We start from the raw sequence: 23436 nt of genomic DNA, 5'->3' as shown, positions 1-23436 counted from the left end.
TCGCCGAACGGCATGGGTTCGAAGGCGATCGCGGTGAGGTGGTGGATGGCGTCCTCGTCGCCGGGGCGTTCGGGGCGGAGCTGCATGCGGTGCGGGTCTCTCGGTCGCTGTCGGCCGCGGTCACGCGGGGGGACGGGTCCCCCGGTGGAGCTCCACCGCGCGGGCGTTGCCGGGCGCATCGGGATCGTCGACGATCGGCCGATCCGCCATGAAGAGGCGGATGATGTGGGCGAGCTCGGCGGGATGGCTGAAGTTGATGGCGTGCGCCGCTCCCTCGATCATCACCAGCACCGCGGAGTCGTTGTCGGTCTTGGCCGCGATCTCGCGCACGACCGACGGGGGCGGCATCAGCGGATCCCGGTCCCCGACGACGATGAGCGTCGGGATGCGCAGGCCGAGCAGGCGCTCCAGGGTCGGGTAGCGGGTGAGGGCGCGGAACATCCGCACCGTGCTGGGGATGCCGAAGCGCAGGTAGTCGGGAACGGCCACCCGCATCAACTGGTTGGGCTCTCGCGTCCCGTCGCGCGCGATCTGGGTCATCGCGCCGATCAGCGGCTGGTTGTACTTGCCTCCGGCCGGCGACACGAGCACCGCCCGGTCGATCCGCTCGGGATAGCGGTAGGCGAACTCGCTGATGACCGGGCAGCCCATGGAGTTGCCCACGAGCGTGGCCGACTCGACCCCTCGATCGTCGAGGAAGCTCGCTGCGGCGTGGGCGAGGCCGGGCATGTCGAGCGCTCGGGGCGCCCGCCAGCTCAGGCCGAATCCGGGCAGGTCGGGAACGAGCGTGTGGAACTCGTCGCTCAGGCGTTCCGCCGTCGGCAGCAGGTATCGCCCCGAGAGGCCGAACCCGTGCACGTGCACCATCGCGGGCGCGCCGGGCGGGCCGGGGGCTTCGCGATAGAACACGTCGACGCCGTCGATCCTCGTCCACCGTTCGGTGAGGGTCGATGCGGGATGCCGAGGGCTTCGCCGTTCCCGGTGCGGCGAGTCCGCCTCCACCATGCGGCCCCCGATCCACGTGCGCGCTGCCGTTCAGCGCCGATCTCACGGTGATTCTACGATGCAGGGCACGCTCGAGGTCGGCGCGGGCGGCGTCCGGCACCACCGGCTCGACCGGAGGATCCACCAGCGTGTTCATGTGCTCTTCACCGGCCGGCCGTTGCTCGATGCCCGCGACCGGAAGACAATGCACGCATGAGTGATCCGTTGAGCACCACGCGGTCGAGAACGTCATCGCACGATTGACCGAGCGCTTCCCGACGCTGGCTCGCGATCGCGTGCAGCAGGTGGTCGACGAGGAGCTCGCCCGCCTCGAGGCCGGCCGGGTGCGTGAGTACATTCCGGCGCTCGTCGAGCACGCCGCCGACGAGCGCCTCCGTGGCGAGGCCGATCCGGTGAGCGTCGCCGCCGGCGATCCCGGCGGCCCGGCCGTGGTCGCGGACGACGCCGCGGAGATGGACCCGATGGAGATCGAGCGGACGGCACGCGAGCAGCGAGCGGGATTCCTCTTCGGCGACCTCGGCGGCGGATCGGTCTGACCGCCGGTCGGCGGCGCCTTCCGTCCGTTCGTTCCCGGCGGTACCCTGCACGCATGGCGGCGCCGCGGATCTACCTCAGCGAGGGTGCCCTCACCGTGACGGCGTTCCCGCTCTCCGAGGCTCTCGGCTTCGTGGTCCATGTCGGCGACGATGATCCCGACGGACTCTACCTCGGCGCGGTCTTCCACGAGAACGCGCGGTGGATCGCATACGGATCGGAGGATCCGTCGGGACGCGTCGATGTCCTCGGCTCCGGTGAGGACCTGGACGACGTGGTCGAGCAATGCTTCCTCAGCCAGGTCCGGATCACGGATGATTCGGACTCGTGACGGAGTCCGATCTGCGGACGTGAGCGCCGTACTCGCGCGTCACGAACGCGTCAGCTGGAAGAAGGCCGGGTCATCGACGCGATGAGCTCATCGATCGAAACGGAGAACACCCGGATGCGGGCGTCCCCCACGCCCACGGGGATCCACAGGGTCCCCCGGTGGAGGATCGCGCCACACGAGTACACGACCCGCGGGACGTAGCCATCCCGCAGGTCGCCGGTCGGCTCCAGCAGCGGCATGGTCGTGCGCGCGATGACCCGCGACGGGTCGTCGAGGTCGAGCAGGAGTGCGCCGAGCGAGTACGTGCGCAGCGGTCCCACTCCATGGGTGAGCACCACCCACCCTGCGTCGGTCTCGACCGGGGAACCGCAGTTGCCCAATTGCACGAGCTCCCACAGTTCCATGGGGCGATGCACGATACCGAGGTCGTCCCAGATCACGCCGTCAGCCGACCGCGCGAGCGAGATGTTCTCACCGTCGGTGCGACTGAGGGCGAGGTGCTGGCCGGCGACGAGGCGTGGGAACAGTGCCATGCCCTTGTTGTGAGCGCCGGTGCCGGTGAGGCGATGGACGGCGAACGAGGTCAGATCGGGAGAGGTGATGAGCCTGGGTGCGACGTCCCGCCCGTCGTAGGCCGTGTAGGTGGCGCGGTACCCGATGGTCCCGTCGACGTCCGTGAAACGGACGAAGCGGGCATCCTCGATGCCGTGGTCCTCCTCGGCGGCGACGGGGAGCAGCACGCGTGCACTCAGCGGGACGGATTCGGGGAACTCGGCGCGATACGCGGATGCCGCCATGTCGCGCAACGACTGCGTCGGCTCACGGCTGTCCGGACGTGTGGAGAGCTGTTCCGGCAGCGCGAGCAGCGCCTGCTCGAGCTCGACGCTCGTGAAGCGTTCGGGCAGGTTGCCCACGACCGCGTTCGCGAGATCGCCGAGATGGCCCTCGTGCTCGAGTGCGCGACCGAAGTGGAGCCGTGACCAGTCACCTCCCGAGACCACGGGGCCGGTGATCGGCGCCGCCCTCGGCGAGAATGTCCACGTGCCGTCGGCGCCGATCACGGCTTCGGCGAAGCCGATCGACGAGATGTGTCCTTCGCCGATGCAGCGGAGCGCGATCGCCACCCGGAGGTCGTCGGGAGCGAGACCTTCCTGGGACGGATGCGCGACTGCGCTCGGGTTGCAGAGCGCGGCTCCCTCGACCGCATACTCCGCCGTGAACGCCGCACCGACCACGAGTGCCTGGGACTCCGTCAGCACGGCGGAGTTCCGGACCCGGCTGCCGACCGCCCGGGCGTTCGCCAGGATCAGCTCGGCCGCCCCCGCGTGTCGTTCCGCGAGCTCGTCAACGAGACGAGCGGCGGTCTCCTGGGTGAGCCGAGGGGGGCTGTCGAGAACGCGAGCGACGATCTGCGTGACGCGCGAGTGCGACGATGGGAGCCCGTCTCCCGGCAGGAAGAACCTGCCGACGACTCGTGACGGATCGTGCTCGAGGTGCGCCGGGTGTGCGTGGATCATCGTGAGCGCACCGTCTCGAGGACGCCGAGGCGCCGGGCCTGCTGATAGGTGCTCAGCGCCGCGAGCGTCGACTCCGCCCCGCGGTTCTCGTTCCGCCCGTCCTTCTCCAGTCCGTCGAAACCGGCACCCGACTCCTCGTCGAACATCGGGGTCGTCGCGTCATTGTCGCCCATGAACCACGCCCATGACGCGGCGACGGCGTGGCGCCACGACGACTCGTCCGTGATGTCGAACGCGCGTGCACAGGCATCCGCGAGGGCGGCGACCTCGATCGGCTGCTGGTCGAACTGGGCCGCCGTCTGCCCGGGACCACGACCGCCGGCACCCGTCACGGAGAGGCGTCCGCCGGCCGTCTCGACCCCGACGAGGAAGCGCAGCATCCCGAGCCCGCGGCTCACGATACGAGGGCTGACCATCGCCATCCCGGCGGCCAGCAGGGCTTCGGGAAGCACCGCGTTGGCGTAGCGGAGTCGAGGCTCCGGCCAGCCCCAGGGGTCGTCTCGCGGGATCTCGATCGTCGCCACTCCGTCGAGCAGCAGCGAGCACGCGGCGAGGTCGTCAGGGTGTGCGGCCAGCACGTCGGCGGCACCGAGTGTCGCGAACGCCATGGCCCGTCCGTGCGGCGACCTGGCGGATGCCGCACGGTGGAACGCGACCAGTGCGCGCGTGCGCGCGGTCTCCGTCGGCGCACGGACGGCCGTGACGCCGAGCGCCCACAGCGCGCGGCCCCACCAGTCGCCGAGCGCGGGGTCGTCGGTCCAGCCGCCGCCGGCCGCCATGCGGTTGTGCGCGCGGCCGTCGACTTCGACCGCATCCTCCAGGAACCCGAGGCACGTCTCGGCGAGGGCGGCGAGCTCGGGCGTCTGGTCCGGTTCGCGTACCAGCACGATGAGGGCGCGAGCCACGTCATCGACGCAGTAGCCATCGCCCCGACGCGGGACGTCGAACAGCGCATGCTCGAAGATGCCGTGCTCGTCCATCAGCGCGACGAGGTGGGAATAGGACGGCGCGCGGCCCGACATGGTCACGCGGCGCGCGCCGCTGCGATCCGGGCGGCGAGCGCGCGATAGTGCTCGCCGACGACCGGCCACGACGAGTCGTGCGCATCGCGGAGGGCGGCCTCGTGCATCTGCCTGGCCGTCTCCTCGGTCTCCACGATGGTGCGGATCGCGGCCGCCATCGATTCCGGGTCGCCGTGCCGGGCGATCAGGCCGGCCCCGCCGCCGAGCAGCTCGACCGCGTGGGGGAATCCGGTCGAGACGACGGGCACCCCGGCGGCGATCGCCTCGACCAGGACGCCGGAGGTCGCCTGGTCGCGAGAGTCGTAGGGCAGCAGCACGACGTCCGCCGTCGTCACCAGGTCGGCGAGCTGTGCAGCGTCGAGGTACCGGTCGTCCATCGTGACGGTGTCGTCGAGCCCGAGCTCGGTGATGAGTCGCTGCAGTGCCTCGCGGTATCGCTCGCCGTCGCGTGCGACCACCTTCGGGTGGGTCTGACCGGCGATGACGTACTCGACGGGGGACGTGAGGTCGCCGAGTTCTGCGATCGCGCGGATGCCCCACTCGAGGCCCTTGCCGGGCGAGATCAGCCCCCACGTCAGCACCCGCTTGGTCGAGTTGCGCCTGGGCGCGGAGGCCGCGTGCTGCACGGGGACTCCGTGGGGGATGACGCGGACCTTCATCGGCATGACGCGGTACGTCCTCATCAGGATGTCGCGTGCGTTCTCGGTCATGACCACGACCGCTGCGGCGGATTCGCAGACCGACTCCAGCACCTCGCGCTGGTTCCTCGACGGCGCCGCAAGGACGGTGTGCAGGACGACGATCGTCGGGGTGCCGAGCATCCGGAGCAGCGTGACGACCTCGTCGCCGTCACGTCCGCCGTAGATGCCGTACTCATGCTGCACGATCGCGATATCGCACTCCTCGAGGGCGCGAACCGACGCCCCGAGACTGACCATGTCGTCCGCGATGAGTTCGCGCGTGGTGGGAATGCGGCCGACGACGGTCGGATCCGATCGGTCGACGGGGGAATCGAGCACGCGCACGATCGTGGCATCCCGGGTTCCGTTGCCGACGAGGGCGCCCGCGAGGGCCTCGGTGAACGTCGCGAGCCCGCAACGGGTCGGCGGGTAGGTGGAGAGGAATCCGTAGCGGGGCATGGCGACCTTCTCTTTCGGCCGAGCACCTGTCGATGCCCGGTGCCTTCGAGACGTCTGCCAACGGCAACCCTCGTGGAACTACGCCTGCGCTGCCGCGGTCCGGTTCACGCGGCCCGGGAGCAGGGGCGCGCTGTGCTCCGCACCATACACCACGGCTATGCGAGCCTCCCCGTTCGTCCGAGCACGGTGCGGTACACCTCGAGATAGCCGTCGACCATGCGCTCCACGTCGAAGCGCTCGCGCGCTCGCCGCCGCACGGCGGTGCGGTCGAGGGCGGCGGCGCGAGGCACCGCCTCGACGGCCTCGGCGACACCATCGACGACGAACCCCGTCAAGCCGTCCTCGACCACCTCGGGCATCGAACCTCGTCGGAAGGCGACGACGGGTGTTCCGCATGCCATGGCTTCGATGACCGAGAGGCCGAACGGCTCGGCGAAGTGGATCGGATGCAGCAGCACTGCTGCCGACGCAAGCACCTCGGTCCGCTCCTCGGGGCCCACCGATCCGCGATACACGACGCGGTCACCGTCGACGCGTGGTTCGACCTGATCCGCGAAGTACGCGGCATCCTGCACGATTCCGCAGATGACGAGTCGACGCCCCACGCGGGCGGCGATCTCGATCGCGTCAGCGATGCCCTTGTCGGGGTGGATGCGGCCGAAGACGACGAGGTCGTCGCGCGCCGTCGCCGTCGTGGCGACATCCGGCGTGTCGAACTCGGCCATGTCGATGCCGTGCTGCACCGTCGCCGCGTAGGTGAGGGCGGGCGAGCGGTCGGCGTCCGAGATCGAGACGAACGTCGAACGCGCCCGCTCATAGGCAGGGAGGATCGCGTCACCCGAGAAGCCATGGATCGTCGTGACCATCGGCGCACCCCACTGGGCGCCGAAGGCGAGCGGAAGCCAGTCGAGCTGGTTGTGCACGAGGTCGAACCCCGACGAGAGGTCCATCGCATGCGCGATGTGCAGTGCCTCCCATACCCGGCCGTCCATGTCGGCGTCCTCGGCATAGCCATGCGGAGCCACCGACTCGAGCGTCGCCGACGTCCGCGAGTCGGCCGTCGCGAAGAGGGTGACGTCGACGCCCCGGCGCACGAGCCCCTCGGTGAGCAGGCTCGTCACCCGCTCCCACGGGCCGTAGTGCCGCGGCGGCGTGCGCCACGCGATCGGGCCGAGCATCGCCACCCTCATCGCCGGGGCCGCTCGCGCCGCGCGCCGGCACCGATCTCGGCCATCACGATGGAGTCACCGGCTCGAGCACTCCTGCGATCGGCACACCGAGCACGACGAAACGTGTCCCCGCCGAGCCGCGCTGGAGCTGTTCTCGTCACGCTGCGACACTACGCCCCATCCCCGCGCCGGAGGCTGGAAGCACGTGGTCGGTCGGCGCGCCCGACCCCATCGAGATCTGGATCAGCATCGGCCCGGAGGAGCGCCCGTCGGAACCTGGGGCCGCCCTACCCGATGAGTCGCCGATCCTCTGGCGAGGAGTCGCTCAGCCCGGCCCGGACTCGTGCGGCGGGGCAATGAGTGTCCGGCGGGGCCGATGAGTTCGGCGAAGCGCACGAGGACTCCGACGGACTCGGGGTCCCCAGCAGTCGGGCCTTCGACGGGTGCGAGATGCGGAGCAGGAGAGTACCCTTGGCGAGGTCATCGACCCCTCAGGTCGCGCGAAGCGAGATCCCAAACCACCCCTGCGGCCTGGCATGAGCCGGACCTCTCCACGACTGGGATCGGTGGTGCCTTCAGGCCGCTGCGCTTGAGGAGACATCATGAGCAACACCATCGGTACCACGTCGGAAATCCAGTCGTTCCAGGTCGAGATCCCCGGGGAGCGGCTGGATGATCTGCGTCGGCGGGTGTCTGCGACGCGCTGGCCCACCCAAGAGCTGGTTTCGGATCGCTCTCAGGGGGTGCAGCTCGCGACGTTGCAGGAGCTGGCCCGGTACTGGACGGACGAGTACGACTGGCGGCGGTGCGAGGCGAAGCTGAACGCGTTGCCGCAGTTCACGACCGAGATCGACGGGGTGCAGGTCCACTTCATCCACGTCAGGTCGCCGCATGAGAACGCGTTGCCGCTGATCATGTCGCACGGTTGGCCCGGCTCGGTGATCGAGCTGCTGGAGACCGTCGGCCCGCTGACCGACCCGACCGCGCACGGCGGCACCGCCGACGACGCATTCCACCTGGTGCTGCCGTCGTTGCCCGGTTACGGGTTCTCGAGTGAGCCGACCGAGCTCGGGTGGGACTCCGCCCGCACCGCTCGTGCGTGGGCGGAGCTGATGCGCCGCCTCGGCTACACCCGTTACGTCGCCCAGGGCGGTGACGTGGGTGCGCTGGTCACGGATCTGATGGGCCGGCAGGCGGTCGAGGGCCTCGCCGGGTACCACCTGAACCTGCTCACCGCGGCGCTCGCGGTCGGTGATCACCTGCCCAGGGAATCCGAACAGGAACGGGCCGCGGCCACGGCCTTCGGGACGTTCCGCGAGGACGGCTTCGGCTACTTCCTCGAGATGGCGACGCGACCGCAGACGATCAGCTACTCCCTGCTGGATTCACCCGTCGGGCTGGCGGGCTGGATGCTCGACCACGACACGGACAGCTATTACAAGATCACCCGCGCCTTCGTCGACCACGCGCCGGTGGGCAATCTCACGCGGGACCACATCCTGGACAACATCACCCTGTACTGGCTGACCGGCACGGCGGACTCGGCGGCACGGTCGTACTGGGAGGACGCACGAGCACTGGCCGCATCGCTGGCGAGCGGGCAGGCGCCGCCGCCGGTGAGCGTGCCGGTCGGCTTCACGACATTCCCTGGTGAGATCTGGGCCTCCCCCCGGAGCTGGGTCGAAGCGGTCTATCCCGACCTCGCCTACTTCAGCGAGGCCGACAGGGGCGGCCACTTCGCCGCCTGGGAGGAACCAGGACTCTTCACCGATGAACTGAGGGCTGCGTTCCGTTCACTGCGCTGAAGGCGGGGAGCTCGTCATGAAGGCCATCACCGTGGCCAAGAGGGGGGACGGCGTCGAATCGATGACGCTTACCGACATCGACTACCCGCCGAGCCTCGAGAACGACGTCGTCGTCCGCGTCCACGCAGCCGGCTTCACGCGCGGCGAACTGACGTGGGCCGGCACCTGGGTCGACCGTGCGGGGCGGGACCGCTCCCCGAGCGTCCCGGGTCACGAGGTGGCAGGTGTCGTCGCCGAACTGGGCTTCGGCACCACCGGGCTCACCGTCGGGCAGCGTGTGTTCGGTCTGACGGACTGGACCCGCAACGGCTCGCTGGCCGAGTACGTCGCCGTCGAGGCGCGCAACCTCGCACCGCTGCCGGCGAGCGTGGACTTCGTCACCGCAGCCGCTGTGCCGATCTCCGGCCTCACGGCATGGCAGGGACTCTTCGATCACGGATGCCTCGAGACAGGGCAGACCGTCCTCATCCACGGCGCGGCCGGCAGCGTCGGCTCCATCGCCGTGCAGCTCGCTCGCGATGCCGGCGCCCGGGTCGTCGGCACGGGCCGCGCCCAGGATCGAGACTTCGTGATGGAGCTCGGAGCCGACGCATTCGTGGATCTGCAATCCGACGACCTCGAGGGCATCGACCCGGTGGACGTCGTCTTCGACGTCATCGGCGGCGAGGTCTTCGAGCGGTCCCTCGGCGTCCTGCGTGCCGGCGGGAGGATCGTCACCATGGCCGAGCCCCCGCCACGACAGCCGCGGATTGGCCAGGCGATCTTCTTCGTCGTCGAGCCCGACCGGGCTCGCCTCGTGTATCTGGGTCGGCGGCTTCAGGACGGTCGCCTCAGGCCGATCGTCGGCGCCGTACGCCCGCTCGGTGAAGCCGCTGCGGCCTTCGAGCCCGGCCAGCGCATTCGGGGCCGGACGATCATCGCGGTGACGGTCGCCGACTCGAACGACAGCGCGGCGGATGCGCGCTGACAGGGAGATCCGCCGGTCGGGAGTTCGGTTCGAGAACACCCGCTTCGATCCCGACCTCACGCCGTTCCACGACCTCGCGAAGCAGATGGCGGCGCGATTCGGTTACAGGGCCGAGCTGTCGTTGAGTCCACGTCTTGCCGAACTCCTGCGCCTGCGGGTGGCCCAGCTCAACCCGTGCTCGTACTGTCTCATCCTTCACACCGAGGTGGCAGCCCGACTGGGGATCCCGTCGGATGTGGTCGCCCATCTCCCGAGTTGGCGAGAGAGTGACAGGTTCTCGCACGCCGAGAAGGTCGCGCTCGCGTACTGCGAGGGCCTCACGCAGTACGACATCTCGCACTTCGCCGAGCTGCACGATGAGCTCCGCACCCACTTCGACGAGAAGGAGGTCGCTGAGATCGCCGCGGTGATCATCAACATGAACGTCTGGACTCGTCTCAAACTCGCGCAGGGAGCCGTACCTGTGGCAGACGAGGCTCCCACCGCGCCGAGACCGTCCCGAATGACCGAGCAAGTCCCGAGCGACTTCGGTCCGGAGTCGGCGGAGCTCTGAGCATGAGTACGCATGGTTGCAAATGGCTCCGACCGGCATCGATCCGGTGACTCTTCGAGTTCCAGTCCGCGCGGATGCCGCGCAATCACGCGGCTCGGGAGCGACGGCCAGATGAATACGGCGTATCAGTCCTTCGAGGCCGGCGTGGGGCGCGGGCACCAGGCGATCCCATCGGGATTGCGACCGGTCTCCATGCGACGCAGCAGCCGCCCCGCCCGGATGTCGACCTCGACGACGCAGGCGGCGGCGTCGCAAGCGGAGTACGCGCGGACGCCGTCCGGATGAAGGACGATCGCCTGCGGGTGATCCGGCGTCGCGACTCGATGCACGACTTCGCGGGATCGGAGATCGACCACCGCGATCTCCGACGCCGTCCTGAGCGCCACGACGAGGTGCGAACCGCCCGACGTCACCGCCGTGCCGAATCCGATCGATGGCAGCTCGATGGAGGCGACCTGCTCGATGAGCTGTGCATCGATGACGGCGATGCGAGGCGAACCCTGGTCAGCCGTGTAGCCGAGCCGTCCATCGGGTTCGAGGCAGATGCGATTCACCTTCCCTGCGACCGGCACGACGCCGCGGAGCCTACGCGACGGGACATCGATGACACTCACGCTCCCAGGCCCGACATTGGCCGTCACGAGGCGACGTCCGTCGACGCTGACCGCGAACGTGTGGGACTCCGCCTGGCCGGTCGGCAGCCGCGCGACGACGCGGAGGGTTCGCGGGTCGATGACGCTGACTGATTCGTCGAGCTCCGTCGAGACGATCACGCGACCGTTCGGGAGCAGACCGGACTGGTGCGGACGGCTCGGGAAGGGCAGCCGGATTGCGCCGACGAGCTGAAACGTGAGGAGATCGACGACATCGACCCGCTGACCGTCGCTTCCCGCGGACCCGACGCCCGTGTCGCCGTAGACGGGCATGTAGGCACGTCGTCCGTCGCGCGTCGCCACGACTTCATGCGGCGTGAAGCCCGAGGCGAGCACCGCCCCCGCGGCTCTCGACATCTCCAGGTCGATCACCTCGAGCGAGCTGTCGTCCTTGCATACGACGAGCAATCGTCCGTCGTCCATCGCGCCTCCGCTCTCCAGTGAAGGGCACGTCCGACGTCCGTGTCCATCCCGGATCCATCCACTGAGACGGGCGACGGCCATCGACGCAGGTTCGTCGCCCAGGCGAGAGCCGACCGATCCACCCCTGGCGAGCGCCTGAAACGGATCTCACGGGCTGCAGGACCCGGCCGGCTTACTGGGTGGAACGAGCTTTGCCCGCCGGCTTCGGGGACGCCTAGATTCACACCACCCCCGGGCCGATCGCGCTTGGCGCACCCGAGGCATCAGCACGAACGATCAAAGGAGATCACATGAAATCGCTCATACGCTCGGGAGTCGCCCTCGTCGCCGCGGCAGCGCTCGGCGCGGGCATGGCGGTCGGGGGAACGGCCTTGAATGACAAGGACCCCGGGAACGGACTCTCCGGACAGCCCGCGACCGCCAGCCAGATCTACCTCGACGAGATCAAGGATTACGGCGTGTGCCGCGGTGCCGATCCCGCCTGCTACAACGAATGGGGCAACGGCTGGACCGCGGATGAGCCGAAGCGCATCCTCATCTGGAGCCGCACCGCGGGTCCGCGCCACGCCCACCTCGGCACGCCGCTGGCACCGGGGTTGAACCCGCCGCTGAACGCCAACAACATCGCCCAGGCCGCCCTCATCGCCTGGGCGGCGGAGCGAGGGATCGCAGCCGACTACACCGAGGACCTCTCGCAGTTCCGCCTGAACAACTACCAGGCGGTCGTGTTCCTGAGTTCCAACCGCGACACGCTGGACGACTCGGCGCAGACGACGCTCATGCAGTACATCCGCGGCGGCGGCGGCTTCGTCGGCATCCACAACGCGTTCGGAGCCGAGTACCACTGGCCGTACTACGAAGGCCTGTTGGGCGGAGCGAACTTCTACAACCACGGACCGAACCGCGACGGAACGGTCGAGACCATCAACCGCAACGACGTCTCGACGTCGTTCCTGCCGGAGACGTGGGCGTTCAAGGACGAGTGGTACAACCTGGTGCCGTATCCCAGCTTCGTCAACGTGCTGCTCGAGGTCGACCAGGCCACGAGCGAGGCGACCCCGGCCGGCCACGGCGAATCCCACCCCGTGAGCTGGTGCCAGTACTACGACGGCGGTCGGGCGTGGCTGACGACGCTCGGTCACGACGCTGCTGCCTGGACCGATGCTCCGCTGGCGGGCGACGAGTTCTTCAAGCAGCACGTGCTGGGGGGCCTCGAAAGCGCCATGGGCATCAAGCCGTTCTGCGCGGCCTGACGCCGCATCACGGCACGCTGGCCCGACGAGAAGGGGTCCGAACCCGTCCGCGTGGACGAGTTCGGGCCCCCGCTGCGCGCCACGCGATGGCGCCCACGGACGCCGATGTTCCAGTGAGTGGGACCATGGCAGCGTCGATGCGAGGCGCGCTTGCCGCCCCCGTGAACTCGACGGATACTGCACTCATGCGATCCGCTCTCAGAGACGAGCCGGTGTCCGTGCTCGACAGGATCCTCGCCATCCTCGACACGGTCCGCGAGTCGCACGGCACGACCACGATCACCCAGCTCGCGCTGGCCACCGGCATCCCGAAATCCACCGTGTCACGGCTCGTCGGCGACCTCATCCGGCAGCGATACCTGACGCGCGCCGAAGACGGAGTCGTGATCGGCCTGAGGCTCTTCGAGCTCGGAGCGCGCGCCAGCACCCCGCGGCGCCTCAGCATCGCGGCACTGCCGGTGCTGGCCGAGCTGTTCAACGCGACCGGCGAGCACCTGAACGTCGCGGTTCAGGAGGGGCGTGACATGCTCTCGGTGATCTCGGTGCGGGGCCGGTTGCGACCGGTCCCGTCCCGGGCGGGAGTCCGAGTGCCTTCGGCGACGACCGCGCTCGGCAAGGCGGTCCTCGCATTCACGAGCGACGAGTCCATCCTCGCCAGCGTGATGGCCGGCCTCGACCCCCAGCGGCGTCACATGCTCGAACGGGAGCTCGCCACGGTTCGCACGGAATCCGTCGCCGTCGACCGCTGCGAGACGTTCCCCGGAGTGGTCGGGGTGGCAAGCCCGGTCCTGTCACCGGAACGGCTGCCGGTCGCCGCGATCTCCGTCGCGGGCCCGGTGACGAACATGGACGCGAACCGGATGATGCCGCTGGTGCGGCACGCGGCGCTCGCCCTCACGCACCGGCTGGCACTGCAGGTGGCGTGATCCATGCGCGACGCTGCCGCAGGCGACGCGCTCGGCGTCCTCGACCGCATGACCTCCATCCTCGAGGCCTTCGACCAGGACGACCGGGGATTGGGCATCTCCGAGCTCGCGCTGCGCGCCGGCCTTCCCAAGTCCACGGTCTCCCGGCTGGTCGCGACGCTCGTGCGGCAGAGATACCTCGAGCGCGATGGGAAGCGGATCCATCTGGGCCTGCGGCTCTTCGAGCTCGGGCAGCTCGCCGAGCAGCCGCGGGAGCTCAGGGCCGCCGCCCTGCCGGTGATGGCCGACCTTCGCACCACGACGGGGGAGAACGTGCACCTGGCCATCCGCGACCGGCGCGAGATGGTCTGCATCGCCGTCATGCGCGGTCGCTTCGCAGCACCGCCGACCGTCCGCATCGGCGGGCGGCTCCCCATCCACGCCACCGCGCTGGGGAAGGCCGTGCTCGCGCACGCACCCGCTGCCGACGTCGAGGAGGTCGTCGCCGCAGGACTCGAGGCATGGACGGCCCACACGATCCGCGATCCGGCGGTGCTGTGCCGTCAGCTCGACGACATCCGAGGGGGCGGACTCGCGACCGAGGTCGGGGAATTCGGGGCCGGCGTGTCCTGCGCGGCGAGCGCGGTGTTCGCGCCCTCGGGCAGGCTCGTCGGGGCGGTGTCGGTCTCGGGATGCGCGGACGGATTCGATGCCGACCGGTTCGCTCCGGCCATCCGGGCTGCTGCGCTGATGCTCACGCGTCGCCTGGCCCCGGGCGGGTCGAGGGCGGTCTGACGCCCCTCAGCGCTCGCCTCCGGCGCTGCGACGATCCGTCATCGTGGCGACGATCATGTCGCCGATGAGTCGTCGGTGCGATTCCTGGAGCGCGGGGTCGAGCATGTCCCGATCGAAGATGGCAGCGAACGTGTGCCGGTTGGCCACATGGAAGCACGCGTAGGCGCTGATCACCATGTGCACGTCCAGCGCATCGACATCGTCGCGGAAGATGCCCTCACGCACACCTCGCTCGATGACCTGCTCGAGCAGGGTGATGGCCGTGACGTTCTCGCGCAGGATCGTCTGCGACTGACGCAGATGCTCGGCCCGATGGATGTTCTCGATGCTGACGAGCTGGATGAATTCCTCGTGCGTCGTGTGGTGGTCGTACGTCGCCTCCGCGAGCGTGCGCAGCGCCTCGTCCGGTGACATCTCGTCGATGTGGATGCCGCGCTCGACCCGTCGGATCTGCGCGTACACGCGTTCCAGGACCGCGAGGTAGAGCCCCTCCTTCGAGCCGAAGTAGTAGTAGATCATGCGCTTCGTCGTGCGCGTGCGGGCGGCGATCTCGTCGACCCGCGCACCCGCGTAGCCGTTCGCTGCGAACTCGGCGGTGGCGACCTCGAGGATGTCGCCCTGGGTCCGGATGGCACGCTCGGTCATCCCGCTGTCGCTGACCTCGCTCAACCGCTCGCTCATTGTTGGCCCCCTCCAGCGCCGAACTGCTCCTCAGCGCTGATGAGCGCACGGAAGTGCCGTTGCATCCGGTCACGATCGGGCAGCATGCCCGTGATGATTCGGAGACTAGCGCATGCCTGGCCCACGGCCATCCGACCGCCGTCGAGCACGGCATGCCCTCGCTCGGCCGCCTGCCGCACGAGATCCGTCTCGAGCGGTCGGTACACGACATCCGACACCCAGGCTCCCTCCCGCAGCAGGTCGAGGTCGAACGCCGTCCCCGGATGGTGGAGCATCCCCAACGGTGTCGCATGGACGACGCCGCTTGCGCGGGCGATGGCCTGGGGAAGGTCGCCCGGCTCGAGCGTCACGATGGTCTGCGTCGGGAAATGGGCGCGCATCCGGGCGGCGAGATCCTCCGCGCGAGTGTCGTCGACGTCCGACAGCTCGAGCCGCTCCGCGCCCTTCGTCAGGAGCGCGTATGCGGTCGCAGCGCCCGCGCCGCCGCAGCCGATCTGCACGACGCGCTCGAACGACGCTCCCGGCAGGCCCGTCGTGAGACCGTCGCGATACCCCATCCAATCCGTGTTGTACCCGACCAGGCGGTCGTCGTCGAACACCACGAGGTTCACCGCTCCGAGGTGTGCGGCATCCGCGTCCAGCTCATCGACGAGTTCGAGGACGAGCTGCTTGCAGGGGTGGGTGATGTTCATCGCCGTGAAGCCGTCGGCCCTCGCCTCGGCGAGTATCGCTCCGACGTCGCCGGCTGGCCGGCCGAGCTCGATGAGGTCGAAGATGCGGTACTCGTAGTCGAGTCCCATCTGCGTGGCCTCCGCTTCATGCATCGCCGGGGTCAACGATGCTCCGATGCCTTCGCCGATCAGGCCGACGAGGAACGGTCCGGGCCGCGGCCCGGGAGGAGATCCGGGGGCTCGCATCTGATCGGTCACGACGCATCCGGGATCTCGAAGTCGACCGTCGCAAGCGATGCCTTCACCGGTGCGGAGATCCTCAGCACCTCGGCGTGTGCCGGATGCCGCGTGTAGGCCTCCAAGCCGTCGAGATCATCGAAGTCGGCGACGATCGCGAGCTCGTACGACGCCGGGCCACGCAGCACGTCCGCACCGACGGTCATGCTGCGCAGTTGGGGGATCCGGTCCGGCAGGGCCCGCACGAGCGCCATCCAGTGCTCCCGATGCTCGGTCGTGAACTCGGGGACGAATCGAAAGACGGCGACGTGTCGGATCACGCGGGAGCTCCCTGACTTGCGACGCGGCGATGCTCGTACTGGGCAGCGAGCCGGACGGGCGCGTTGAGCGCGCCATATCCGGCGTATCCTCCACGTCGCTCGACGACCTCGAGGAACACGGTCCCGATGGGATGGGTATAGAAGTGCAGGAACTCCCCGTCCTCGTCCCGGTCGTACATGACGTTCAGTTCCCTGAGCTCCTCCATGAGGCCGGGTTCGAGCTGGTAGCGCGCCTCGACATCGTCGTAGTAGTTGCCGGGGATGTCGAGCGGTTCGAAGCCGCGCTCGCGCGCCCCTCGGGCGAGCGCGATGACATCGGAGGACGCGAAGGCGATGTGCTGCGGGAGGATCGCATCGTCGCTGGCTCCTGAGGGCACCAGGTTCAGGGCGATTCGCAGGATTCCGTCGGCACTGCGAAGGACCTGGCTGCGTACGAGGCCCACCGGTGCGGCCACGTCGATCGATGCCTCGGCGCCGAGATCGAGCACCGAGTGGAAGAAGAGCACCGCGGCATCGAAGCGCTGCCAGGGCTGGGCGAGGTTGACGTGATCGACACGTTCGATCAGGTGCGGGTCATCGTGTCCGGGAATGCCGAACTCACTCACCCATCTCGGCTCCGTTGCCCCCTCGGCGCCGAAGAACACCTCCGACCCGTCGGGAGCTCGAACACCGAGGAGCGGTTCTTCGCCTGGTCGCTCGTCCCGGGGAACCTCGGACGCGAAGAGGTCCTTCGCCCGTCGCAATGCGGTGGCCGGATCCCTCACCGAGAGGCCGATGCCGGCCACCGTCGGCTGCACGTGCTCGGAGTCCGGCGCTCCGATCACGACCCGAGCGGCCCCATGCGACCACAGCTCGACGCGCTTGGTCCGGTGCTCTCCATGGGAGCGGAAGCCCAACTGCATGAGGAGGCGCCTGAGCTCCTGCAGCTCGCCGGTTCGCAACTCCACGTAGTTCACGTCGGCAGGCGGCGCGACGGCCGGAAGCGAGGCGGTCGACATCCGAGCGGCGCCGCCGCCGGCAGCGGAGCCCAAGGACAGGGCCGTCACATGCTCGAGCCAGCGCAGTGAGCGTCGGGCCTCGACCGCCGTAGCGAGCGGATCGACCTGGCGGAACGTGTCGTTGAAGACCTCGAGCGAGACGGGACCGTCGTAGCCCGTGCGGACGAGGTGCGCCATGAAGGTCCCGAGGTCGAAGCCGCCCTCGCCTGGGAAGAGGCGGTGGTGCCGGCTCCACGAGAGCACGTCCATCGAGAGGAGTGGGGCGTCGGCCATCTGGACGAAGAAGATCGAGTCGGCGGGTATGGTCTCGATCGCCTCGGGATCATGCCCCTTCGACAGGATGTGGAAGCTGTCCAGGCACAGGCCCACGCGTGGATGGTCGGCGAGGCGCACGATTCGGGCGGCCGCTTCATAGCTGTCGACGAATCGGCCCCAGGCGAGCGCCTCGTAGGCGATGCGAACACCGAAGCGGTCGGCGACGTCCCCCAGTTGCCGCAATTGGACCGCGGCGAGCTGCTCATCCCCGCTGCGGGCCGTCGCGACATTGCTGCACAGCAGCATGGTCGCGATGCCCAGGCGATTCATGAGGGCGAACTTCGCCGCCGCTCGACGAAGGTTCTGCTCGAGGAGTTCGGGGCCGACGCCCTCGAAATCGCGAAAGGGCTGGTACAGGTCGAGCGACAGCCCGAGCTGCTCGGCTCGCGCGCGGATCGCCTCAGGCGACCGGGGGGAGGCCACCAGATCCGGCTCGAATACCTCGACTCCATCGAATCCCGCCTCGTGTGCCGCGACGAGCTTCTGATCGAGTGTGCCGCTCAGGCAGACCGTGGCGATCGATGTGCGCATGGCGCCTTTCTGCGGCCACCGGCGATGGTACCCGCGGGTTTCTCGGAACAGCATTGCATGGATCTGTACTAACTAGTACGTTCGAAGTCGAAGGGCGATCGACGACGATTCAAGCCGCTGGAAGGGGATACTCGATGACGAGTCTCGCCGAATGGAACACGATCCCCGCTCCCTCGGGCGCACCGGTCTCCGTGCTCGGTCGCATGATCGCGATCCTCGACGCGGTGAAGGAATCCGGCGGCTCGATCTCGATCACCGATCTCTCGATGCGCACCGACCTGCCGAAATCCACCGTCTCGCGCCTCGTCGCGGAGCTGACCGGCCAGCGTTACCTGGAGCGCACGGACGACGGCGTGACGCTCGGGCTCCGTCTCTGGGAGCTCGGTGCCCGCGCGAGCCTCCCTCGCCGGCTCCTCACCGCCGCGGCGCCCGTCATCCGGCAACTCCGGGATATCACGGGAGAACGCGTCGGGCTCTGGGTCCAGCAGGGGACGGACATGGTGTCGATCGCCGCCGTCGCCGGCCGCCTTCCGATGCTCCCCACCCGCGCCGGCATGCACTCGCCCGCACTGACGACCGCCAGCGGCAAGGCCTACCTCGCCTTCTGCGCCGACCAGGGCGTCGTGGACCGCGTGAGTGCGCCGCTCATCGACACCGCCGCCGACCGGTTCCGCGACGAGCTCACTCACGTGCGCGCTGCGGTCGTGGCGACGGACCTGGAGGTCTCGTACCCCGGCATCCTCGCGGTCGCGAGTCCCGTGCTCTCGGGTGACCGCATCGTGCTGGGCGCGATCTCCATCGCCGGTCCCAGCGGAGCGATGGACCCGGATCGCGTCGCGCCCTTGGTGCGTGCCGCAGGCACGTCCGTCAGTCGTCGACTCTCGGCTGCGTGAGACATGCGGACCGCCGACTGGACCGAGTCGGTCAGCGTGCTCGACCGTGTGACGGCCGTCTTCGACGCGTTCGGCGAGCACGACGAAGGGCTGGGAGTCTCGGAGCTGGCCCGGCGCGCCAACCTTCCGAAGTCCACGGTCTCGAGGATCGCCGCCGACCTCGTCGCGCAGCGTTTCCTCGACCGCGACGGCGACAGGCTCTTTCTCGGTGTCCGCCTCTTCGAGCTGGCCCAGAGCGTCGAGCAGCCGCGAAGGCTTCGCCACTTCGCGCTCCCCGTGATGACCGAGCTGCGCGACGCGACCGGTCAAACGGTGAACCTCGCTGTTCTCGACGGCGCCGACGTGGTCTTCGTCGCGATCGTGCACGGAGAGCCCACCTGCACCCCGCTGGCGAGGATCGGCGGCCGCCTCCCCGCGCACGCGACGGCGCTCGGAAAGGCCATCCTGGCGTTCGCTCCAGAAGATGTCGTCGGGCGCATCATCCAGGGTCGACCGGACGTGCACACGCGGCACTCCGTCTCCGAACCGTCGGCGTTCCTGCGCGAGTTGGTGGACATCCGCAGGCTCGGGGTGGCGACCGAGAAGGAGGAGAGCGTGAACGGCCGCGCCTGCGCGGCGAGCGCGATCCTCGGCCAAGGCGGGGCGCCCATCGCCGCGATCTCCGCGACCGGCTCGGTCTCGAACGTGGTTCCGGATCGCATCGCGCCGGCCGTTCATGCCGCGGCCATCACGCTGAGTCGTCGGATCGCCGCCGCAGGCCAGCACTGATCCGGTGACCACCACGGAAACGGGGTGGGTGCCCATTCGCACCCACCCCGTTCGCCGGTCGCCGGAGTCAGCCGGCGGTCTCGCGGATGGCCTGGTAGGCCTCGAGGTTCTCGCCGGTGAAGTATCCCTCGAAGTACTCCTCCGCCTGGCCGATGAAGGCATCCATGTCGATGTCCTCCTGCTCGATCACCGTGAACGCGTCGTTCGCGCGGTACTCGTCGAGGATCTCCTCGGTCGCCTCATCGACGCACTCGCGGTTCTCGGGGCGGATCTCGTGGATCGTCTCCTCGAGCAGTGCCGTCTGCTCCTCGCTCATCTTCTCGTACGTCTTGTCGCTGACGAGGATCCAGTGGATGCCGACGTTGTGGTCGTTGAGGATCGCGGTGTTCAGGACCTCGTCGTAGCTCGACGAGCGCGTCGCGACGATGGGGTTCTCCTGGCCCACGGCGATCCCCTGCTGCAGGGCGGTGTAGACCTCCTCCACCGCAACCGAGACGGGGTTGGTCACACCGAGCGCCTCCGCGTTCGCGAGGAAGATCGGGGAGTTCGGGAACCGGATGGGCACGCCCGCCAGGTCCTCGGGGCCGTGCACCTCGACGTCCTTGGTCGTGAAGGTACGGTTGCCGAAGTACCAGCCGTCGACGATGTTGACACCCGTGGCCTCGTGGAAGCCCGAGAACAGGTCCTCCGAGCTCTCATCGATCCACTCGAACGCGTGGTCCACGTCGTTGAACGCGTACGCGGCATCCACGACGCCGATCGGCTCGTACGTGGCACTGAGCGCGGATGCACCCTGCAGGTCGATGTCGATGTCACCTGCCTGGACCTGCGGGAAGCGGTCGGCGTCCGGTCCGAGCTGACTGGCCGGATACAGGTCGACGGTGAAGCCGATGTCGGCCTCCTCCAGGCGCTCCTTCAGCAGCTCGACGCCGCAGAAGTAGTTCGGCGTCTGCTCGTTCTGGCTCGTCGCCACACTGAGTGTGACGGGCTTGTTCTCAGACGCGCCCGCGTCGCCGGTCTCTTCGGGAGCGCCGCCGCCTCCGGCACAGCCGGTGACGACGAGGGTGGTTGCTGCGAGCACCGACGCGGCGATTCGGCCTCGGCGCGTCGAGCGGGCTGTGCCCATGGGACTCTCCTCTTGTTTGCGCACGTCCTCGTGCGAGCTCTGACGTGACATTCGATGGCCGGAGCGCGACATCCGGTCGACACCGCTCGCACGGGGCGAGATCCTCGTCGACCACGCTGTCAGGTTACGGCCCGGTGGCAGTGCCGACTCTGACGGACTTCGATCGGTTCGCAAAGCCATGTCCCGTCGAGTGGAACATCCGGTTCCGGGCTGTCGGCGGTGGCGTTCGCCGCTGAATGGAACGACTCCAGCGCGTCGCTCCATCGTGGCATACGCTCGGTCCGGACCATCGCGACGGCGACGATGCAGGGAGGCGCCGTGACCGCATCCGAACCCGTGCCCGTTCGCATCGGGGTGGTCGGAGCCGGCTTCATGGGGCGCCAGCACATCGGCTTCATCCATGCGGCGTCCGGCGCGGCCCTGGCAGCGATCGCCGACCCCGTCCCGCCTCTCGACGTGGATCTCGGGTGTCCCGCGTACGCGGACGCCGCGAGGATGCTGGAAGCGGAGCGGCTCGATGCAGTCATCATCGCCAATCCGAACCCGCTCCATGTCGAGACGGCCGTCGAATGCCTCGAGGCCGGCGTCGCGGTACTCCTCGAGAAGCCCGTGGCCAGGACGTACGCGGAGTCCCGCCTGCTCGTCGACACCGTCACCCGTCTGGATGGACGACTCCTCGTCGGTCACCATCGGCGGCACCATCCCGCGGTCGCGCGCGCCCGCAGCGCCATCCGCGACGGCGAACTCGGACAGGTCGTCGCCGTCAGTGGTCTCTGGTCTGCGCGCAAGGAGGACGCGTACTTCACGGACACCCCCTGGCATCGCGAGGCGGGCGCCGGCGTGACGCTGATCAACGTCGTGCACGACCTCGATCTTCTGCGGTACCTGTGCGGCGAGGTCGCCGAGATCCAGGCGATGCGGAGCTCGCATGCGCGCGGTCTCGAGGTCGAGGACACGGTGTCGCTGAACCTCAGGTTCGAGAGCGGAGTGGTCGGAAGCCTCCTAGCCTCCGACGCCGGGGCGTCGCCGTGGGGCTGGGACCAGGCCACCGAGGAGACGCTCGCCTTCCCATTCCTGCCCGATGGGGTGGCCTACCGGATCGTGGGCACGCGCGGAGCGCTGTCGGTGCCGAACCTCGCGAAGTACGCCTACGACCCTTCCGTGCCCGCCGACTGGCACTCGCCACTGTCGCGCACCTACCTTCCCGTCGCGCCGCGGGGCTCGTTCCAGGCACAGCTCGACCACTTCGTCGAGGTCGCGCGCGGATCGGCGGAGCCACTCGTCTCAGCCGAGGATGCCTCACGCACGCTCGCGCTGGTCGAGGCGGCAGCGCTCGCCGGCCGTACCGGCGAAACGGTCGACGTCGCCGGGTTCCTGGCCGATACCGAGGCGTCGGAGCGATCGTGACCCCATCGCATGACGGGGAGGCCCGGCGATGACGGAGCGAGAGGGCCGGGAATTCGACGCGATCGTCGTCGGCGGCGGACTCGCGGGCCTGGCGGCGACGCGGCGCCTCGCGGCGCACGGACGGAGGGTCGCCCTCGTGGAGAAGCGCGACCGGCTCGGAGGAAGCTCCGCGATGAGCGGAGGATGGTTCGCCCTGTCCGGCACGACGCTCCAGCGCCGTGCAGGCGTCGAGGACTCCGACGACCTCTTCCTCGCGGACATGTCGGAGACCGGCGGGGGCTACGCCGACGAGGCGCTGCTGGAGGCGCTCGTCCACCGGCAGGCGAACGCGGTCGCCGCGATCGATCGTGCCGGAGCGTGGACCGACGAGCTCAAGGTCAGTGCCGGGATGACGGTCGCGCGGGCGCATCTCATCCGCATCGGCGATCTGCTCGCGCACCTCGAGAACGAGGCGGTGGCCGCGGGTGCCATGATCCTCCCCGCGCACGCGGCCGATGGACTGGTCACCGATGGCTCCAGGGTGGTCGGCATCAGGTCCGAGCGCGGAGTCCTCGTGGCGAACTCGGGGGTCGTCCTCGCCAGCGGCGGGTTCTCGCGCTCACGCGAGCTGCTCGAGCTGTTCGTGCCGGACCAGGCTGACGCCATGCCGTACGGCGGCGTCGGCAACACCGGCGACGGGCTTCGAATGGCATGGATGCTCGGTGCCGGCTTGGCCGACGTCGGGCACGTCGCAGGCACCTATGGCCAGCATGCCGAAACGAACGACGAGGAGCACGAGCTGCTGACCGCCAACTATCTCGGTGCGATCCTCGTGAACCTTCGCGGCGAGCGCTTCGCCGACGAGTCCGAGTCGTACAAGGACCTCGGATCCGCGGTGCTGAGCCAGCCGGGGCGGATGGCCTTCCAGATCTTCGACTCCGTCGTGCGGGCACGCTCGAAGCCCGGAGTTCCGCTCTCGGACATGGAGCGGCTCGAGGAGCTCGGGCACCTCGTGAGCGCACCCACCATCCCGGCGCTCGGCCGCGAGCTCGGAATCCCTCCGGAACGGCTCGAGCGCACGGTCGCGCAGTACAACGGGAGCGTGTCGGGTCGCCATGACGACCCGCTCGGCCGGACGGGTCTCGTGAACGGCGTGGGCGCGCTCGTGCCCGTGGCAACCGGGCCGTTCTACGCGTACCCGGCAGTGACGGCGATGACGTCGACCTTCGGCGGACTCAGCGTCGCGGTGGACACCTCGGTGAAGCGCGTCGACGGAAGCCGCATCGACGGACTCTGTGCCGCGGGCGAGGTCGTCGGCGGTTTCCACGGCGCGTCCTACATGACGGGGACGGCACTGACGAAGGCGCTGGTGTTCGGAATCGAGGCCGCCGACGCGATCGCCCTCGGCTGAGCCGCCGCCCCGATCGCAACATCACCGC

The 23436-nt window shown here is 69.2% G+C and carries 23 protein-coding genes and 1 pseudogene; 13 read left to right on the top strand and 11 right to left on the bottom strand.

The window, feature by feature from the left end:
• Window positions 1-120 precede the first annotated feature (120 nt).
• Window positions 121-1005 (bottom strand): alpha/beta fold hydrolase, encoded by an 885-nt coding sequence (locus EV187_RS13810; protein ID WP_130353633.1) that lies wholly within the window; start codon window positions 1003-1005, stop codon window positions 121-123.
• A gap of 58 nt (window positions 1006-1063) precedes the next feature.
• Here EV187_RS13810 and EV187_RS18400 point away from each other — a divergent pair, with 58 nt between their 5' ends.
• From EV187_RS18400 to EV187_RS13800, 3 genes and pseudogenes are all read left to right on the top strand, one after another.
• A complete protein-coding gene (locus tag EV187_RS18400; protein ID WP_165391199.1) occupies window positions 1064-1201 on the top strand; it encodes a hypothetical protein in 138 nt (45 codons plus the stop codon).
• 22 nt (window positions 1202-1223) lie between these two features.
• A pseudogene (locus EV187_RS13805) lies at window positions 1224-1541 on the top strand (three-helix bundle dimerization domain-containing protein); the annotation flags it as partial.
• Between the two features lie 53 nt (window positions 1542-1594).
• Entirely contained in the window at window positions 1595-1870 is a 276-nt protein-coding gene (locus tag EV187_RS13800) for a hypothetical protein (RefSeq protein WP_130353631.1), read from the top strand.
• Window positions 1871-1920: 50 nt separating this feature from the next.
• On the opposite strand, the gene EV187_RS13795 is transcribed toward EV187_RS13800, so the two are convergent.
• The 4 genes from EV187_RS13795 to EV187_RS13780 all read right to left on the bottom strand — a co-directional run bounded on the left by EV187_RS13795 (window position 1921) and on the right by EV187_RS13780 (window position 6726).
• On the bottom strand, window positions 1921-3387 hold the full coding sequence (locus EV187_RS13795; protein WP_130353630.1) for a glycoside hydrolase family 130 protein: 1467 nt from the start codon (window positions 3385-3387) through the stop codon (window positions 1921-1923).
• Window positions 3384-4409 (bottom strand): glycosyltransferase, encoded by a 1026-nt coding sequence (locus EV187_RS13790; RefSeq protein ID WP_130354079.1) that lies wholly within the window; start codon window positions 4407-4409, stop codon window positions 3384-3386. Before EV187_RS13790 ends, EV187_RS13795 begins: the two co-directional genes overlap by 4 nt.
• A gap of 2 nt (window positions 4410-4411) precedes the next feature.
• Window positions 4412-5548 (bottom strand): glycosyltransferase, encoded by a 1137-nt coding sequence (locus tag EV187_RS13785; protein WP_130353629.1) that lies wholly within the window; start codon window positions 5546-5548, stop codon window positions 4412-4414.
• Between the two features lie 155 nt (window positions 5549-5703).
• Entirely contained in the window at window positions 5704-6726 is a 1023-nt protein-coding gene (locus EV187_RS13780; protein WP_242609607.1) for a glycosyltransferase family 4 protein, read from the bottom strand.
• A 593-nt stretch (window positions 6727-7319) separates the two neighbouring features.
• On the opposite strand from EV187_RS13780, the gene EV187_RS13775 reads away from it, so the two are divergent.
• From EV187_RS13775 to EV187_RS13765, 3 genes are all read left to right on the top strand, one after another.
• Window positions 7320-8522 carry an epoxide hydrolase family protein gene (locus EV187_RS13775; protein WP_130353627.1) on the top strand — a complete coding sequence of 401 codons (1203 nt, stop codon included), beginning with the start codon at window positions 7320-7322 and terminating at the stop codon, window positions 8520-8522.
• 61 nt (window positions 8523-8583) lie between these two features.
• On the top strand, window positions 8584-9489 hold the full coding sequence (locus EV187_RS13770) for an NADP-dependent oxidoreductase (protein ID WP_242609606.1): 906 nt from the start codon (window positions 8584-8586) through the stop codon (window positions 9487-9489).
• On the top strand, window positions 9479-10042 hold the full coding sequence (locus EV187_RS13765; protein WP_130353625.1) for a carboxymuconolactone decarboxylase family protein: 564 nt from the start codon (window positions 9479-9481) through the stop codon (window positions 10040-10042). Before EV187_RS13770 ends, EV187_RS13765 begins: the two co-directional genes overlap by 11 nt.
• 125 nt (window positions 10043-10167) lie before the next feature.
• On the opposite strand, the gene EV187_RS13760 is transcribed toward EV187_RS13765, so the two are convergent.
• A complete protein-coding gene (locus EV187_RS13760) occupies window positions 10168-11118 on the bottom strand; it encodes a YncE family protein (RefSeq protein WP_130353624.1) in 951 nt (316 codons plus the stop codon).
• 290 nt (window positions 11119-11408) lie between these two features.
• Between EV187_RS13760 and EV187_RS13755 the strand changes: the two genes are divergently transcribed.
• From EV187_RS13755 to EV187_RS13745, 3 genes are all read left to right on the top strand, one after another.
• Window positions 11409-12371 carry a ThuA domain-containing protein gene (locus EV187_RS13755; RefSeq protein WP_165391198.1) on the top strand — a complete coding sequence of 321 codons (963 nt, stop codon included), beginning with the start codon at window positions 11409-11411 and terminating at the stop codon, window positions 12369-12371.
• A gap of 185 nt (window positions 12372-12556) precedes the next feature.
• Window positions 12557-13297 (top strand): IclR family transcriptional regulator, encoded by a 741-nt coding sequence (locus EV187_RS13750; protein ID WP_165391197.1) that lies wholly within the window; start codon window positions 12557-12559, stop codon window positions 13295-13297.
• Window positions 13298-13300: 3 nt separating this feature from the next.
• The gene (locus tag EV187_RS13745; protein ID WP_130353622.1) at window positions 13301-14071 is read left to right on the top strand and encodes an IclR family transcriptional regulator; all 771 of its coding nucleotides are present in this window, start codon (window positions 13301-13303) and stop codon (window positions 14069-14071) included.
• Window positions 14072-14077: 6 nt separating this feature from the next.
• On the opposite strand, the gene EV187_RS13740 is transcribed toward EV187_RS13745, so the two are convergent.
• Genes EV187_RS13740 through EV187_RS13725 form a run of 4 tightly spaced genes read right to left on the bottom strand, consistent with a single transcriptional unit; the run spans window position 14078 to window position 17824 of the window.
• The gene (locus tag EV187_RS13740; RefSeq protein WP_130353621.1) at window positions 14078-14752 is read right to left on the bottom strand and encodes a TetR/AcrR family transcriptional regulator; all 675 of its coding nucleotides are present in this window, start codon (window positions 14750-14752) and stop codon (window positions 14078-14080) included.
• Window positions 14749-15669, bottom strand: coding sequence for a shikimate dehydrogenase (locus EV187_RS13735; RefSeq protein ID WP_130354077.1), 921 nt, complete (start codon window positions 15667-15669; stop codon window positions 14749-14751). Before EV187_RS13735 ends, EV187_RS13740 begins: the two co-directional genes overlap by 4 nt.
• An 8-nt stretch (window positions 15670-15677) precedes the next feature.
• On the bottom strand, window positions 15678-15980 hold the full coding sequence (locus tag EV187_RS13730; protein ID WP_165391196.1) for a Dabb family protein: 303 nt from the start codon (window positions 15978-15980) through the stop codon (window positions 15678-15680).
• Window positions 15977-17824, bottom strand: coding sequence for a bifunctional sugar phosphate isomerase/epimerase/4-hydroxyphenylpyruvate dioxygenase family protein (locus tag EV187_RS13725; RefSeq protein ID WP_130353619.1), 1848 nt, complete (start codon window positions 17822-17824; stop codon window positions 15977-15979). The genes EV187_RS13730 and EV187_RS13725 overlap by 4 nt, the downstream gene beginning before the upstream one ends.
• Before the next feature lie 134 nt (window positions 17825-17958).
• Here EV187_RS13725 and EV187_RS13720 point away from each other — a divergent pair, with 134 nt between their 5' ends.
• Together EV187_RS13720 and EV187_RS13715 are read left to right on the top strand one after the other, a co-directional pair.
• A complete protein-coding gene (locus tag EV187_RS13720) occupies window positions 17959-18717 on the top strand; it encodes an IclR family transcriptional regulator (protein ID WP_165391195.1) in 759 nt (252 codons plus the stop codon).
• Window positions 18718-18720: 3 nt separating this feature from the next.
• Window positions 18721-19485, top strand: a complete 765-nt coding sequence (locus tag EV187_RS13715; RefSeq protein WP_130353617.1) for an IclR family transcriptional regulator — start codon at window positions 18721-18723, stop codon at window positions 19483-19485.
• A gap of 67 nt (window positions 19486-19552) precedes the next feature.
• On the opposite strand, the gene dctP is transcribed toward EV187_RS13715, so the two are convergent.
• The gene (gene dctP / locus EV187_RS13710; protein ID WP_165391194.1) at window positions 19553-20611 is read right to left on the bottom strand and encodes a TRAP transporter substrate-binding protein DctP; all 1059 of its coding nucleotides are present in this window, start codon (window positions 20609-20611) and stop codon (window positions 19553-19555) included.
• Between the two features lie 318 nt (window positions 20612-20929).
• Here dctP and EV187_RS13705 point away from each other — a divergent pair, with 318 nt between their 5' ends.
• Window positions 20930-22018, top strand: a complete 1089-nt coding sequence (locus EV187_RS13705) for a Gfo/Idh/MocA family protein (RefSeq protein WP_207221844.1) — start codon at window positions 20930-20932, stop codon at window positions 22016-22018.
• Window positions 22019-22046: 28 nt separating this feature from the next.
• Window positions 22047-23408, top strand: a complete 1362-nt coding sequence (locus EV187_RS13700; RefSeq protein ID WP_130353614.1) for an FAD-dependent oxidoreductase — start codon at window positions 22047-22049, stop codon at window positions 23406-23408.
• Window positions 23409-23436: the final 28 nt, after the last annotated feature.

Origin of the sequence: Agromyces ramosus (assembly GCF_004216665.1) — a bacterium.
Taxonomy (GTDB): Bacteria; Actinomycetota; Actinomycetes; order Actinomycetales; family Microbacteriaceae; genus Agromyces; species Agromyces ramosus.
Note: the sequence above shows the minus strand (reverse complement) of the source record. Positions and strands in the feature narration are given on the sequence as shown.

Coding starts and splice junctions, on each gene's coding strand:
- EV187_RS13810 (WP_130353633.1), bottom strand. CDS start 1,005: ATGGTGGAGGCGGACTCGCCGCACCGGGAACGGCGAAGCCCTCGGCAT.
- EV187_RS18400 (WP_165391199.1), top strand. CDS start 1,064: ATGCAGGGCACGCTCGAGGTCGGCGCGGGCGGCGTCCGGCACCACCGG.
- EV187_RS13800 (WP_130353631.1), top strand. CDS start 1,595: ATGGCGGCGCCGCGGATCTACCTCAGCGAGGGTGCCCTCACCGTGACG.
- EV187_RS13795 (WP_130353630.1), bottom strand. CDS start 3,387: ATGATCCACGCACACCCGGCGCACCTCGAGCACGATCCGTCACGAGTC.
- EV187_RS13790 (WP_130354079.1), bottom strand. CDS start 4,409: ATGTCGGGCCGCGCGCCGTCCTATTCCCACCTCGTCGCGCTGATGGAC.
- EV187_RS13785 (WP_130353629.1), bottom strand. CDS start 5,548: ATGCCCCGCTACGGATTCCTCTCCACCTACCCGCCGACCCGTTGCGGG.
- EV187_RS13780 (WP_242609607.1), bottom strand. CDS start 6,726: ATGCTCGGCCCGATCGCGTGGCGCACGCCGCCGCGGCACTACGGCCCG.
- EV187_RS13775 (WP_130353627.1), top strand. CDS start 7,320: ATGAGCAACACCATCGGTACCACGTCGGAAATCCAGTCGTTCCAGGTC.
- EV187_RS13770 (WP_242609606.1), top strand. CDS start 8,584: ATGACGCTTACCGACATCGACTACCCGCCGAGCCTCGAGAACGACGTC.
- EV187_RS13765 (WP_130353625.1), top strand. CDS start 9,479: ATGCGCGCTGACAGGGAGATCCGCCGGTCGGGAGTTCGGTTCGAGAAC.
- EV187_RS13760 (WP_130353624.1), bottom strand. CDS start 11,118: ATGGACGACGGACGATTGCTCGTCGTATGCAAGGACGACAGCTCGCTC.
- EV187_RS13755 (WP_165391198.1), top strand. CDS start 11,409: ATGAAATCGCTCATACGCTCGGGAGTCGCCCTCGTCGCCGCGGCAGCG.
- EV187_RS13750 (WP_165391197.1), top strand. CDS start 12,557: ATGCGATCCGCTCTCAGAGACGAGCCGGTGTCCGTGCTCGACAGGATC.
- EV187_RS13745 (WP_130353622.1), top strand. CDS start 13,301: ATGCGCGACGCTGCCGCAGGCGACGCGCTCGGCGTCCTCGACCGCATG.
- EV187_RS13740 (WP_130353621.1), bottom strand. CDS start 14,752: ATGAGCGAGCGGTTGAGCGAGGTCAGCGACAGCGGGATGACCGAGCGT.
- EV187_RS13735 (WP_130354077.1), bottom strand. CDS start 15,669: ATGCGAGCCCCCGGATCTCCTCCCGGGCCGCGGCCCGGACCGTTCCTC.
- EV187_RS13725 (WP_130353619.1), bottom strand. CDS start 17,824: ATGCGCACATCGATCGCCACGGTCTGCCTGAGCGGCACACTCGATCAG.
- EV187_RS13720 (WP_165391195.1), top strand. CDS start 17,959: ATGACGAGTCTCGCCGAATGGAACACGATCCCCGCTCCCTCGGGCGCA.
- EV187_RS13715 (WP_130353617.1), top strand. CDS start 18,721: ATGCGGACCGCCGACTGGACCGAGTCGGTCAGCGTGCTCGACCGTGTG.
- dctP (WP_165391194.1), bottom strand. CDS start 20,611: ATGGGCACAGCCCGCTCGACGCGCCGAGGCCGAATCGCCGCGTCGGTG.
- EV187_RS13700 (WP_130353614.1), top strand. CDS start 22,047: ATGACGGAGCGAGAGGGCCGGGAATTCGACGCGATCGTCGTCGGCGGC.